The sequence below is a fragment of the Nostoc sp. TCL26-01 genome (assembly GCF_013393945.1).
Classification (GTDB): Bacteria; Cyanobacteriota; Cyanobacteriia; order Cyanobacteriales; family Nostocaceae; genus Trichormus.
In genome coordinates, this window is record NZ_CP040297.1 from 3,143,505 (window position 1) to 3,156,882 (window position 13,378).

Annotated in this window: 12 protein-coding genes; 5 read left to right on the plus strand and 7 right to left on the minus strand. The window is 41.5% G+C overall.

The genetic code is table 11. The annotated features are described in order from the left end of the window. Positions 1–38: 38 nt before the first annotated feature. The 6 genes from FD725_RS13595 to FD725_RS13620 form a co-directional block, all read right to left on the minus strand. A complete protein-coding gene (locus FD725_RS13595; RefSeq protein ID WP_256871911.1) occupies positions 39–1,556 on the minus strand; it encodes a tetratricopeptide repeat-containing serine protease family protein in 1,518 nt (505 codons plus the stop codon). Between the two features lie 89 nt (positions 1,557–1,645). Continuing rightward, positions 1,646–3,475: a tetratricopeptide repeat-containing serine protease family protein gene (locus FD725_RS13600; protein ID WP_179048613.1), complete on the minus strand. Its 1,830-nt coding sequence runs from the start codon at positions 3,473–3,475 to the stop codon at positions 1,646–1,648. 67 nt (positions 3,476–3,542) lie between these two features. Further along, the gene (locus tag FD725_RS13605; RefSeq protein ID WP_179048614.1) at positions 3,543–4,262 is read right to left on the minus strand and encodes a hypothetical protein; all 720 of its coding nucleotides are present in this window, start codon (positions 4,260–4,262) and stop codon (positions 3,543–3,545) included. Between the two features lie 209 nt (positions 4,263–4,471). Continuing rightward, the gene (locus FD725_RS13610; protein ID WP_179048615.1) at positions 4,472–5,302 is read right to left on the minus strand and encodes a serine protease; all 831 of its coding nucleotides are present in this window, start codon (positions 5,300–5,302) and stop codon (positions 4,472–4,474) included. Next, positions 5,303–6,097 (minus strand): serine protease, encoded by a 795-nt coding sequence (locus FD725_RS13615; RefSeq protein ID WP_256871912.1) that lies wholly within the window; start codon positions 6,095–6,097, stop codon positions 5,303–5,305. Positions 6,098–6,344: 247 nt separating this feature from the next. Beyond that, on the minus strand, positions 6,345–6,932 hold the full coding sequence (locus tag FD725_RS13620) for a COP23 domain-containing protein (protein WP_179048617.1): 588 nt from the start codon (positions 6,930–6,932) through the stop codon (positions 6,345–6,347). A gap of 777 nt (positions 6,933–7,709) precedes the next feature. Here FD725_RS13620 and FD725_RS13625 point away from each other — a divergent pair. The 5 genes from FD725_RS13625 (at position 7,710) to FD725_RS13645 (ending at position 12,554) form a co-directional block, all read left to right on the plus strand. Further along, positions 7,710–8,687 (plus strand): sodium-dependent bicarbonate transport family permease, encoded by a 978-nt coding sequence (locus tag FD725_RS13625; protein ID WP_179048618.1) that lies wholly within the window; start codon positions 7,710–7,712, stop codon positions 8,685–8,687. A 4-nt stretch (positions 8,688–8,691) separates the two neighbouring features. Beyond that, entirely contained in the window at positions 8,692–8,985 is a 294-nt protein-coding gene (locus tag FD725_RS13630; protein WP_179048619.1) for a P-II family nitrogen regulator, read from the plus strand. Positions 8,986–9,225: 240 nt separating this feature from the next. Further along, positions 9,226–9,939, plus strand: coding sequence for a carbonic anhydrase (locus FD725_RS13635; RefSeq protein ID WP_179048620.1), 714 nt, complete (start codon positions 9,226–9,228; stop codon positions 9,937–9,939). A gap of 298 nt (positions 9,940–10,237) precedes the next feature. Next, the gene (locus FD725_RS13640; protein ID WP_179048621.1) at positions 10,238–10,957 is read left to right on the plus strand and encodes a cyclase family protein; all 720 of its coding nucleotides are present in this window, start codon (positions 10,238–10,240) and stop codon (positions 10,955–10,957) included. 100 nt (positions 10,958–11,057) lie between these two features. Then, on the plus strand, positions 11,058–12,554 hold the full coding sequence (locus FD725_RS13645) for an aldehyde dehydrogenase family protein (protein ID WP_179048622.1): 1,497 nt from the start codon (positions 11,058–11,060) through the stop codon (positions 12,552–12,554). A 55-nt stretch (positions 12,555–12,609) separates the two neighbouring features. Here the strand turns inward: FD725_RS13645 and FD725_RS13650 are convergent, their stop codons facing one another. Beyond that, positions 12,610–13,353, minus strand: a complete 744-nt coding sequence (locus tag FD725_RS13650) for a hypothetical protein (protein ID WP_179048623.1) — start codon at positions 13,351–13,353, stop codon at positions 12,610–12,612. Between the last annotated feature and the right edge of the window lie 25 nt (positions 13,354–13,378).

The window sequence follows — 13,378 nt, forward strand, 5'->3', positions numbered from 1 at the left end:
ACGGCTCACTTGGTTGGGGGATGCTCCCTATTTAGTTACTACTGAAGCTTTCTAATAGCTTCCAGCGCTTTTTGGTACGCATTTGTGTCTCCTTGTTCTAGAAAGAGACTAGCTGCTTTTTGTAAATCGGCTATTGCTCCTTGTTTATCTCCCAAGTCTCTACGGACAACAGCTCGAATGCCATAAGCTAAGGCATAGTTAGGATTAATCTTAATTGCTTGGCTATAATCTTCAATTGCTCCTTGTTCATCTCCCAAGCCATAGCGGACATATCCCCTATAAAAATAGGCATTAGTATTTCTGGGATTAATTTTGAGAGCTTGATTATAATCTTCAATTGCTCCTTTTTTATCTCCCAACTCTCTGCGCCCATTGCTCCGCTTGATATAATTGGCATCGTTGGGATTAATCTTGAGAGCTTGATTGTAATCTTCAATTGCTCCTTTTTTATCTCCCAAGTCGCTGCGAACTAATCCTCTAACGTAATAGACATTGGCATCGTTGGGATTAATCTTGATATATTGGGTAAAATCTTCAAGGACTTCTTTCTTATTTCCCAAGCTATAATGCACAGAGGCCCTGAATAAATAACCATCAGCAGACTTAGGATCAATCTTTATAGCTTGGTTAGCATCCTCAATTGCCCTTTTTTTGTCTCCTGAAAGGAAGTAGGCAATTCCCCTATGGGCGTAGGCATTAGCATAATTGGGATTGAGACGAATTGCTTGAGTATAGTCAGCAATAGCTCCTTGAAAATTGTTTTTATCAGATTTATCTTTACCTTGAATGAAGAAGTCGTCGGCTTTCGGTGCTGTAGCTAAGGAAGAACTAGGAGGACGAATACCCACATCGACCCCAGATTGGGCTGATAGTCTCAAAAAAGTATTAATGGGAATCCCTAAATTAAAACCTGATTTTAACTGGGCAACTGTAGGATTGATTGTCGATGTTTCGTAGTTTGCTTCCTCTCCTCGACCATGAATTCCGATCAGTTCACCTTTGTCATTCAACACCGGGCCACCACTCATCCCTGGTAGGGTCAGATTGTTGTAAGCTAAAGCATATCCATCACGCTGGGGTTTGGAGGCATTTGCCGTAATTTGCCCAGGAACAAAATTGTAAACCGTGTTGAAAAATCCTGTTTTGGGGAAGCCAGCTACATAAGCGGTTGTTCCTTCTGGAGATTCGTCGGAGTTACCTATCTTGGCAACAGGGTAATTTTGACTGCTGGTAAACTGGACAACTGCTAAATCTACATCTGGCAGTTTTTTAACAGTGCTGTAGTTGAGTGGATAACGTTGTCCATCTGGGGTGACAAGTTCATATTTAGCTTGAGTTGCGACTACATGAGCAGCAGTCAAAACAGTGTAAATATCACCCTCTTTTTTAATAATTACCCCAGTCCCAGAACCTTCTTGATAATTAATTAGTACCGTAATTGCTTTCGCAATCTTGGCTACTTCTGATGAAGATAATGCTACAGCAATTTGTGGTTGTATCAGAGCAATTGATACCCCAAAAATTACTGGTGCAAGTTCACCATAAAATTTCATCATCTGAGTTGATCTGCCCCATGCTACTTAACTTACCGCCAGATAAAATGGGTGCGTTGCGCTGTGCGACAACACACCCTACTGAAGATTTGCTACATCAGCTTTTTAATTAAAGCTAGGGCATCTTGATAATATTGTGTTTGACCTTTTTCTAAATAAAGGCTAGCGGCTTTTTGTAAGTCTGCTACTGCTCCGCGTTTATCTCCCAAATCACGACGAGATAAGCCTCGGTTGTAGTAAGCATTGGCGTACTTGGGATCAATCTGGATGGTTTGACTGTAATCTGCGATCGCTCCTTCGTTGTCTCCCAAATCAGCGCGGATATTTCCTCGGTTGTAATAGGCGTTGACATATTTAGGATCAATCCTCACAGCTTCGGTATAATCTGCTATTGCTCCTTGATTGTCTCCTAATTGACGACGAGAAATTCCCCGGTTGTAGAAGGCGTTGACGTATTTGGGATCAATGTTGACGGCTTTGGTATAGTCGTTGATTGCTCCTTGATGATCTTTCAAGTCAGCGAGGATATTGCCCCGGTTGTAGTAAGCATTGACATATTTAGGATCAATGGTTATGGCTTGGGTGTAATCTGCGATCGCTCCTTTGGTGTCACCTAGATCAGCACGAGCATTGCCCCTGTTATAGTAGGCATTGACGTATTTAGGATCAATTCTCACTGCTTCGGTGTAGTCAGCGATCGCTCCTTGCTTATCGTCTAACTGACGGCGAGAAACCCCTCGGTTATAAAAAGCTCTGGCATAATTGGGATTAATTTTGATGGCTTGGGTGTAATCAGCGATCGCTCCTTTGATGTCTCCTAAATCACCACGGGAAATCCCCCGGTTGTTGTAAGCGTTGATGTATTCAGGATCAATTTTGATTGCTTCGGTGTAATCAGCGATCGCTTGCTTATTGTTACCCAATTCCGCATGAGCTACCCCCCGATTATAAAAGCCTTTAGCATATCTGGGGTTAATTTTGATGGCTGCGTTATAATCAGCGATCGCTCCTTTTTTATCTCCCAACTCACTCCGAGCATTTCCCCTATCATTGTAGGCATTGACATAGTTAGGATTGAGGCTAATTGCTTGAGTATAATCGGCGATCGCTCCTCTCAAGTCTCCTTTGTCATACTTATCCCCAGCCTGGATATAAAAGTTGTCGGCTTTCGGTGTGATATTTACCGGGACTTTAGGTACAGTTACGCCCACTGCTACATCAGTTTTCGATGATAGCCGCAAAAAGGTATTGATGGGAATACCCAAATTAAAACCTGATTTGATAATAATGTCAGGATTTTTATCTGATACTTGATAGTTTTCTGCTGTATCCCCTCTCCCATGCACGCCGATCAGTTCACCGTTTTCGTTCAATACTGGCCCCCCACTCATCCCTGGCAGGGTATTATTGCTATACACCAAAGCATAGCCATCTTTCAGGGGTTTTGAGGCATTAGCCGTAATTCGTCCATCGATAAAGTTAAAAATCGAATTAGAAATTGCGGCTGTCGCCCTGGGGAAACCTGCGACATAAGCTGTTGTCCCTTCTGTAGAATTATCAGAGTTACCAATCTTGGCTACAGTGTAAGTCTGGTTGCTAGTAAACTGTACCAAAGCTAAATCAACCCCAGGTAACTTTCTCATCGTGCTGTAGTTGAGTGGATAGCGCTGATTATCTGGGGTAACGATTTCATATTTAGCTTGAGTTGCGACTACGTGCTGGGCGGTTAAAACAGTGTAGGTATCACCCTCTTTTTTAATAATTACACCTGTTCCCGCACCATTTTTGCTATCAATTAGCACTGTAATTGCTTTTGCTACTTTTGCCACTTCCGATGACGACAAGGCAGCAGCAATTTGTGGTTGTACCAGAGCGATAGATACTCCTAAGATGGTTGGTGCAATGGCATGATAGTATTTCATAGTTTTATTTTTATCCTGTATTAGTTATTGCTCCCCTACTTTTGTATAAAGTCAGGGATGATGTTTTTTATTGAGGCGCACGACAAGAATTATTAAATCCAAAAGCTTCTTGCCATCGTTTTACGTTCCCACTACCAATGGGGATAATTTTCGTATCCCCATTATCGAAAGTTAGACGTGCTTTGACTTCTTTGGCGGGAGCATTTCTGAGTAAGTTTGCCGCCTCCGCAGTGATATCAAACAGCGTATCTGTCATATACCAAGTACTAGAACGTTGGTATTTTGTATTGTTTGCATATTCAGTATATGTGTACTGTCCTTTTAACCCTCTTACCTGAGCTTTGGGACTGCGATTCAGTTGGAGAATTTGCTCTCCAATCCCCAATTCGATAAGTTTGGGGGCAATTTCGGCTATTTCTGCTTCACCGTTTGTGGGTGCTTTTTGCACAACCATTTTCACAAAACAGCCTTCTATTTTGCTACCCCAAAATGAAACTATGACAAATCTACCAGGACTAGGGCCATTAAAGGGTTGTTGAAACAGAGTTCCCAAAGGATCTTCCCCATGACGGTCAATCACTACCTTACCCAAGGAAGAATTCACCAAAGCATCTTTAATCCCAGCTACCTTATCGAATGGTAAACCATCACCACCCCAGGGCATTCCATTAACGGTGTCTAGTTTATCTTCATCAATAGTAGTTTGAGCGATCGCTATACTCTGAGAAAATAGTGCTGACATCACTACTAAAGCTACAAAACTAGATTTTAAGTATTTTGAAAACATAGATTTAAAGTCATTGGTCAATAGTCAATAGTCATTGGTCATTGGTCATTGGTCAATAGTCATTAGTCAATGGTCAATAGATTCTCTTATTGTCCCTCACTCCTCCACTCCCTCACTCCCTCACTCCCTACTCAGCACTTCCTCACTCTCCTTTTATGCTTCTTTTGTTTTGAATTTTGCATTGACTTGTCTTCGTTTCTTCTTCTTATTTAACAACGTCTACCAGGACAAACGCTAGACCCTGTAGCATCTCCACCAGAACCATTGATAGTGATTGGTCGTCCTGTAATTGGCGTACTGGGGGTTGATGGCGGGAGAAAGTTAGTTACGGGTGGTGTAGTTGTTGTCACTATCTGTAAATTCAGCGTGCCGGCTAGCTGAGAGTTAGTAAAAATGCGGATGGGAATACCTAAATTGAAACCCACCTTTTGACCATCCTTATCTCTTGCACCTCGTCCATGAATCCCTACCAAGCGTCCATTTTCATCTAGTACAGGCCCACCACTCATGCCTGGATAAGTAATATTGTTATAAATTAAAGCATAACCATCTTGAGGTCGGGTATTAGTACCGACAATGCGCCCATCGGGAACCAATACAGTGCGGTTTTCGATACCTTGTACTGGTTGTGGTGCGCCAGAAACATAAACAGTCGCTCCCTCCATCGTGGCTACATCGGAATTGCTAATAGTAGCGATTTTGTATCTTTGGTTACTGGTAAACTGGAGTACAGCTAAATCTGCTCCTGGTAGACGTTTGACCAAATTTGATGTGACTTGATAGAGATTTTGATCGTGAGTTTGGACTGTATAGGTTCCTGCTTGGTCTACAACGTGCCAGTTTGTCAACACAATGTAAGTGTTACCTTGCTGGTGAATTATCACTCCAGAACCAAGTTTTGGCCCGCCGATGAGGACTGTTACTTCTTTGGCAATATTACTTACGCCTTGCGGTGTTAATGATACAGCAATTTTCGCGGGAAAAAAGGCGATCGCTCCACCAATTACTACTGTCGCTAGTCTACTATCGAGCCTCATCATCTAATCAGCCTTATGTAAAGTTTGCGCTGCTTGTGGTATCATTTTTACCACCTTTTCCATCGGCACAGCCCAACTCAAACGAGTAATTTTCTGATGTAGCTTTTCATCTGCTTCCAAGCCATCGATAAAAACAGATGGAGTATCCCACAGAGGATAGGCGTGCAACCCATTGATCCCCACAACCTCACCACGCCGATTTAGTAGTGGCCCACCACTCATTCCTTTCTCAATCTCATTGGTATAACCCACCTGATAGCCTCCTTCCAGCGCTTTATTCAGTACTAGCAATACTTTACCAGCCGTAAACATCAAGCCTTTCTCTTGAGACTCTTCTTGAGCAAAAGGAAAACCAGTAGCAAACACTTCATCCTCTACGGTAGGAGAAGCACCTAAAGTAGCCACTTCGTAGACATGACTAGCACTCTTAAACTGCAATATCGCCAAATCATTACTGCCAAAGCTAACCTTTGGTGCTAAATTCGCATTATGTATCCGCCGATCAGACGTTTGAATCCGATAAGGGGAAGTACCAGCCCTTAGCACATGAGCGTTAGTTAACACCGTATAAACGTTACCTTCTTTTCTCAGCAGGATTCCTGAACCCAACAACTCATTAGACATAACTCTGACGGTGATGGCTTCAGCTTGACGACGCAGTTGTTTGAGCGACAATTGAGACAATGCCTGCACTGATGGAGCAATACGACAATTAACATTGCTCGATGGCAGACAAATCTTGCTATCCATTGCTGAGGCTGACAAAGTGATTGGTAAAACACCAATAAAAACAGCCATTCTCAAAATTCGTCCAGTCATATTACATTCAATGCCATATCCTTATGCCTCCTGGGATGAAAAAGGAAGTGCTGAGTGCTGAGTTGTGAGTGCTGAGTTGTGAGTGCTGTTAGCGGAAGCGGGGCGTTTAGCCCGTGCTGAGTGCGGGAGTGAGTTAAGAAGTTTTTCTCCTCTGCCTCCCCTGCCCCTCTGCCCCTCTGCCCCTCTGCCCCTCTGCTCCTTGTCCCCTTCCTTGTCCTCTTTACCATTAAGGAACACCAGCTTCAGATGTATTATCGTTTGGTTCATAGATGAGATCATTGCTGGAGTCTGTTGCCGCATTTTGCACGTAAGTATCGAAATCGATATTAACTGTGCTATTGCTGCTTTCATTGAGCGCATTGCCAGCTGCCAAACCACGACGGTCAAATAATCTCCGGACAATGACATTAGGATCAGCACCACGCTTGACTGTAAATAACAAAGTGCTATCTGTACAGGGATTATTGGGATTTGTCGCTGCACAAACTACAGGTTCTCCCCGGAGTAAGCCAGTTTTGATAGTTCTTAATCTACCGTTATCGTAGTTTTTTTGAAATCTGCGGGATACCTCCAGACAGCGCTTTTGCGCCGTCCAAGGCGGTGGAAAATAACCACCAGACACCCAGCGAACCATTGGGACATTTTTGCCGTCTTGAGTCCGGGCAAATGTCACGGGTACGCCTCTGCTCTTGCCGCAGTAAAATGTTGTGCCTCCAGCATAGCTTGGCTGATTTATAGTTGCGGTGGCAACTAATGCACTCATGGAAGCTATTGCTAGCCCTGTCAATCCTTGACCAAGTAACCGTATTTTCATGGTTAGTGCCGCACTTCCTCAAAAACAACAGGTATCATATTGAAAGTTTAAAACTAAACGACAGGAAATTCTCAGTATTTGTTCCCAGAAAGTTTTACGTTAAGTTACATCGTGGCCTAATTGTTGCTGTTTGTGTGTGATGTAGGAATCCGCTTTGATTACTAAACTGATTTGCGTAGTCAGGCAATAGGGAAGAGTCATTAGTCATTGGTCATTGGTGATTGGTCATTGGTCATTAGAGTCAAAACTCAGCACGGGCTAAACGCCCCGCTTCCGCTAACAGCACTCCCTCACTCAATTTAATGAAAGGCAATAGGCAATAGGGTTCTAGAAAATGAATGTACACTGAATTTTGTTCAAAAATCAAATCGGATTCCTATAGGATTCGTATTTGATTTATTTTGGCGTAGCCTGTGCTTACACAAAAACTAACTACACTCCTAAATCCCTTCATTCCTGTTCCCTATTCCCTATTTCCTATTTCCTATTCCCTATCCCCTATTCCCTGTTCCCTCATATATGTCATCAATGTTTAGATGAGCAGCAGGTTAGTAAACTACTAACTGGTTATGCTAATTCTATTTTGAATTCTGAATCCTGACTCCTGACTCCTGACTCCTGAATTCTGACTCCTGACAACAACACGCACAAACTAATGGCACAAAATGCTAACATATGCTTGCTTCTCAAGCTGTTAATTGCTTAAAAAACTGTGGTCATTAGCAAAACTACTGTTTTAGTTCTGGAAACTCTTTACAAATCACGGGTTCGTTAGGTATGAATTTAAATCTTATTGTATCCAATATATTAAATCCGCCAGTACTTTTTTTCTTTCTAGGAATGCTGGCAATTTTTTTAAAATCTGATTTAGATATTCCTCAACCTTTACCAAAATTATTTTCTCTCTACTTACTACTAGCTATTGGATTTAAAGGCGGATATGAAATTGCCGAAAGTGGCATTAACGCAGAAATTGCTATGACGCTAGCGGCAGCTATACTTATGGCTTCCATCGTTCCTATCTATTCTTTTTTTATATTAAAAATCAAACTTGATAACCATAATGCTGCGGCGATCGCTGCCACTTATGGTTCTATTAGTGCCGTGACTTTTATTACTGCACAATCTTTTCTGAAAATTCTCAGCATTGACTCTAGTGGACATATGGTAGCAGCTTTAGCGCTGATGGAATCACCAGCAATTATCGTGGGTATTGTATTGCTGAGAATATTTAGCCAAGATCAAGAACAAGATAAAGGAGAATTTTCTTGGGGTGAAGTATTACGAGAAGCATTTTTAAATGGTTCAGTTTTTTTATTAGTTGGGAGTGTCATAATTGGCTTACTTACCGGAGAAAAAGGTTGGGAAAAGTTACATCCTTTTACTCAAGATATCTTTTATGGAGTTCTAGCATTTTTTTTACTAGATATGGGTATGGTAGCCGCAAGGAGAGTTAAAGAATTGAGTAATACAGGTTATTTTCTGATTGGCTTTTCTATATTTATGCCTTTAGTAAATGCACTTATTGGCATCATTTTAGCTAAATTTATCGGGATTTCTCCAGGCAACGCATTATTATTTGCTGTGCTTTGTGCTAGTGCTTCTTATATTGCTGTACCCGCAGCTATGAGAATCACAGTACCTGAAGCTAACCCTAGTTTATATGTTTCTATGGCCTTAGCGCTAACTTTTCCTTTCAATATTATTATTGGCATTCCGTTATATTTCAACATCATCAAACTTATAGGAGTTTAACGAAGTGGAAGCTGTTAAGAAAATAGAGATAGTGACAAACTCTTTAGAATTACCAAAAGTTCTAGAAATCTTAGAAAAATCTGGTGTTTCTGGGTATACAGTGATTGAAAATGTCATCGGCAAAGGTAAAAGAGGTAGAGTTATCAATGATCTGGAAACTCATACACTCACTAATGGATATGTCATGAGTATTTGTACAGAAGCACAAGAGCAAGCATTGGTAGAGGCAATTAGACCTGTAATTAAAAAATATGGTGGTGTATGTATTGTCTCTGATGCTAAGTGGATTGCCCATTAAATAGGGTATAAGGTATGGGAAAATCATGATTGTAATTAGTTCTTGTCTAACCTCTTATTTGATGTTTACAAAAACTAAATTCAACTGAAAATTTTTCTTTCTCTCCCTATCCTCTGTCTCCTATCCTCTACCCCCTCATGAGAGAAATGAGTTATACAATAGCTGTATGCGGAAAATCAATTCATGATTTTGAAGATTAAAAGTAACGATATATTTTACTCTGGTGAGGAGAATTAAACTGTGCCGATTAAACGCATTATTGCGGGGCTAAACGAGTTTCATGATAACTATTTCGTTGCTCATCGTGAATTATTCGAGCATCTATCTCATGGACAAAATCCAGAGGTATTGTTCATAACTTGTTCTGACTCAAGAATAGATCCGTTTTTAATTACGCAGAGTCAGCCAGGGGATTTATTTGTGATCCGGAATGTTGGTAACATCATTCCACCTTACGGCAGATTCAATGGTGGTGAAGCCGCAGGGATTGAGTATGCTGTTGAGGCGTTGGGGATTAAAGATGTTGTGGTTTGTGGACATTCTCATTGTGGAGCGATGAGAGGATTATTACAAATAGGTAATCTAGCACAACAAATGCCTTCGGTTTATGAATGGTTAAGATATCATGCCGAATCTACCCGTCGTCTGGTAATGGACAATTACCAAGGGTACTCCAATGAACAACTTTTAAAAATTGCCATCGAGCAAAATGTTCTCACCCAGATAGAAAATCTAGAAACATACCCAGTAATTCGCTCTAAACTTCACAGTGGACAGTTGACTCTCCATGCTTGGATTTATGAAATTGAAAGCGGCGGGGTGTTTGCTTATGATGCTGACAATAGTCAATTTAAAATTTTAGAAAATCGTCCTTTTCCCGTGCCTAATCCTCTGATTGGTGTACACTCATGTGATCTCAAAAGCGCAGCAAAACAGTCGGTAGTACCAACATAGTTGCTCAATCTCTTTACAGAAGATTTATCTGTTTTTATTGCCATGTTAACCAAGAGGCTGTTAACTATTACTAATTCACTTTTTGCTGCAACATTTGCCCCCCAAAAAGCTGTAATTACAGACTTTGGGGGGTTATTTAACAGTTATCAGTTATCAGTTATCAGTGAAGAGTGATGTATTTATCCTTGGGTTTAAGTCCCCCACCAATTGGTGGTAGGCGTTGGTGGTGGGTTTAAATCCCCCGTCATACGCCGTGATAACTTTTCACTGTTCACTGTTTTAATGAAGGTGGGGGTTGATGAGAGTGTCGAATTTAAAAACTATTGCTTACTCTCGTGTGATTCATCTGAGTCACGTAATTGACTCTAACATTCCTCAATGGCCTGGTGACCCAGGTGTAGAGTTTATCCCTGTTGCCCAGCTACCTGATGATGGTTACTATCTGCGACAATTTTCCTTGGGAGAACACAGTGCTACTCATATGAATGCGCCTAACAGCTTTTATCTGGCTGGTGTGGGCATTGACCAATACTCGGCTCAGTCTTTAATTGTACCTGCGATCGCTATCAATATCTCTGCAACCACAACTATCAACCCTGACTATACACTCACTGTTGCGGATATCCTGGCTTGGGAAGGGCAACATGGTGAGATTCCAGCTGATCATCTAGTGCTACTGTATACTGGCTGGGAACATAAGTGGTCTGATAAAAATGCTTTTTTGAACCAGGATGCTCAGGGAGTCATGCACTTTCCCGGTTTTGGGGGCGATGCTACTCAGTTTCTCTTGGACGAAAGACAAATCGCTGGTGTAGGCATTGATACTCATGGTGTAGACCCTGGACAGGATAGTAGTTTTACTACCAACCGTTTGGTATTGGCACAGCAGGGTATTGTGTTAGAAAATTTGACAAATTTACAACAATTGCCACCAACGGGGATTACACTAGCGATCGCTGTCCTCAGGTTACGCTGTGGCTCTGGTTCACCGGTGGGAGTTTTGGCATTAGTAGCTTAGAATAATGCGTAATACTCGCCTTTGGCGAGAAGCAAGCTATGTAATTAAGTTTTTTAGTTACGAATTAGGCTAAATTGGTCACAAGCTGGAGGGCTGGCAAATGATAACTCCGCTAACTTGCCAAAATTATATCAATGGTCAATGGGTGAATGCTGCCACAGAAACTATTATCAACAGCAACAACCCTGCTAATAAAACCGAAGTCGTGGCAACTTTTCCCCGTTCTCAAGCCGAGGATGTAGATAGAGCTGTCGCTTCAGCTCGGCAAGCTTATGATAGTTGGCGGAAAGTGCCAGCCCCGGCTAGAGCAGAATATGTGTTTCGTGTCGGAGAATTATTACTCCAACACAAAGAAGAATTAGCTCAGTTAATCAGTCGAGAAATGGGTAAACCCCTCACCGAAGCTAGGGGGGATGTGCAGGAAGGAATTGACTGTGCTTTTTACAGTGCGGGTGAAGGTAGGCGACTGTTTGGGCAAACCACACCTTCGGAAATGCCCAATAAATTCGCCATGACGGTACGAATGCCCATAGGAGTGTGTGCTTTAATTACTCCTTGGAATTTCCCCATCGCCATTCCTTGTTGGAAAGCAATGCCAGCTTTAGTTTGTGGCAATACAGTCATCCTCAAGCCGGCTGAAGATACCTCTGCTTGTGCGACGAAATTAATCGAGATTTTTGCAGATGCAGGTTTACCGCCTGGGGTAATTAACTTGGTGCATGGGGTAGGAGAAGAAGCGGGGAAGGCTTTAGTTGAACATCCAGATATTGATTTAGTGTCCTTTACTGGTTCTTCCGAAACTGGCGCTTTTGTTGGTGCTACCTGTGGACGAACTCACAAACGAGTTTGTCTGGAAATGGGCGGGAAAAATGCTCAAGTAGTGATGGAAGACGCAGATTTAGAACTTGCTCTCGATGGTGCAGTCTGGGGAGCCTTTGGCACAACTGGTCAACGTTGTACTGCTACCAGTCGCTTAATTTTACATCGAGATATTAAAGAAAAATTCACGACAATGCTGCTGGAACGGACTAGCAAATTACGTTTGGGTGCTGGTACTGAAGCTGACACAGATATTGGGCCAATTATTAATCACAAACAACTGCAACGGGTAGATGATTATATGGATATTGCCCGTGCAGAGGGAGCCAAGATTTTAATTGGGGGAAAAATTGCCACAGAAGGACAACTCAAACAGGGTTACTTTTTTCAGCCGACAATTTTAGATCATGTCAGGCCGAATATGCGGGTTGCGCGTGAAGAGATATTCGGGCCAGTAGTGGCATTAATTGAGGTTAGCAGTTTTGTGGAAGCGATCGCTATCCTTAACGATACAAAATATGGTCTTTCTTCCTCAATTTACACCCGTGATATCAATCGGGCTTTTGCGGCTATGCGTGACATTGCAGCAGGTATCACCTATATTAATGGCCCTACCATTGGTGCAGAAGTACATTTACCTTTTGGTGGTGTCAAACAAACCGGTAATGGACACAGAGAAGCCGGCACAACCGCCTTAGATGTATTCACTGAATGGAAAAGTGTTTACGTAGATTTTTCTGGTAGTTTGCAACGCGCTCAGATAGATAATCGTAGTTAAGTGAATTGACTGAGGAACTTCTAGATAAAAATATCTGACGTTTTTTCCTCATAATTTAAAGTGATGATAAATTACCGTCTACAGATTCTAGATAAAAACTGTATTTAGCATCAAAACAATCAATTGACTGTGGAGAACTACACCTACTAATAGCTTGAAATCGATTGTAAATTGTATTGTAATTACGACTATATATTTGTACAACTTCTGATGCTTTTCCTGAAACTGTTGTTCCAGAAGGAATACTGTTTAATAAATTTGTTGCTTGTTTAATTTTTAGAAGTGCATCTTGAAGTCCAACTAACGTATAAGGTGTATTTTCAGTAATTTTCTCAACTTGTCTGGCTAAATTTTGTGCTTGTTTAAATTTTAAAACAGCATTATTTTCAATTATTCTTCGTTGATTAATGGTAGTATAGTTCGCCTTGTATTCTTTTAGTCGCTGCTGTTCTTGTACATACAGTGGTGAGTTTTTAGGTATTGTTTCTAAAAGCTTTATTGCTTGTTCAATCTGAACACTGGCTTGTTTCCAAGTTGTACTAGAATGTGGAGGGTTCTGAGTGATTTTTACTGCTTCCCAACTCAATTTTTTGGCATTTGCCAGCAATTCAGATGCTTGTATTTCATCTGATAAACGAGATGAAATGACAGCATAATTATTACGATATTGTTCGAGGTTTCTATTTGCTTCTACCGTAACAAATGAATCTTCGGGAATAGACTCCAATATACTGATTGCTTCTTGCCATTTATTACTTGCTTCTTTCCATACTGTTGGAGGATGCGGTGGATTTTGCACCAAAATCTCTGCTTCTATAGCTAAT

Coding starts and splice junctions, on each gene's coding strand:
- FD725_RS13610 (WP_179048615.1), bottom strand. CDS start 5,302: ATGATGAGGCTCGATAGTAGACTAGCGACAGTAGTAATTGGTGGAGCG.
- FD725_RS13645 (WP_179048622.1), top strand. CDS start 11,058: ATGATAACTCCGCTAACTTGCCAAAATTATATCAATGGTCAATGGGTG.
- FD725_RS13625 (WP_179048618.1), top strand. CDS start 7,710: ATGAATTTAAATCTTATTGTATCCAATATATTAAATCCGCCAGTACTT.
- FD725_RS13600 (WP_179048613.1), bottom strand. CDS start 3,475: ATGAAATACTATCATGCCATTGCACCAACCATCTTAGGAGTATCTATC.
- FD725_RS13640 (WP_179048621.1), top strand. CDS start 10,238: ATGAGAGTGTCGAATTTAAAAACTATTGCTTACTCTCGTGTGATTCAT.
- FD725_RS13595 (WP_256871911.1), bottom strand. CDS start 1,556: ATGATGAAATTTTATGGTGAACTTGCACCAGTAATTTTTGGGGTATCA.
- FD725_RS13620 (WP_179048617.1), bottom strand. CDS start 6,932: ATGAAAATACGGTTACTTGGTCAAGGATTGACAGGGCTAGCAATAGCT.
- FD725_RS13605 (WP_179048614.1), bottom strand. CDS start 4,262: ATGTTTTCAAAATACTTAAAATCTAGTTTTGTAGCTTTAGTAGTGATG.
- FD725_RS13615 (WP_256871912.1), bottom strand. CDS start 6,097: ATGGCTGTTTTTATTGGTGTTTTACCAATCACTTTGTCAGCCTCAGCA.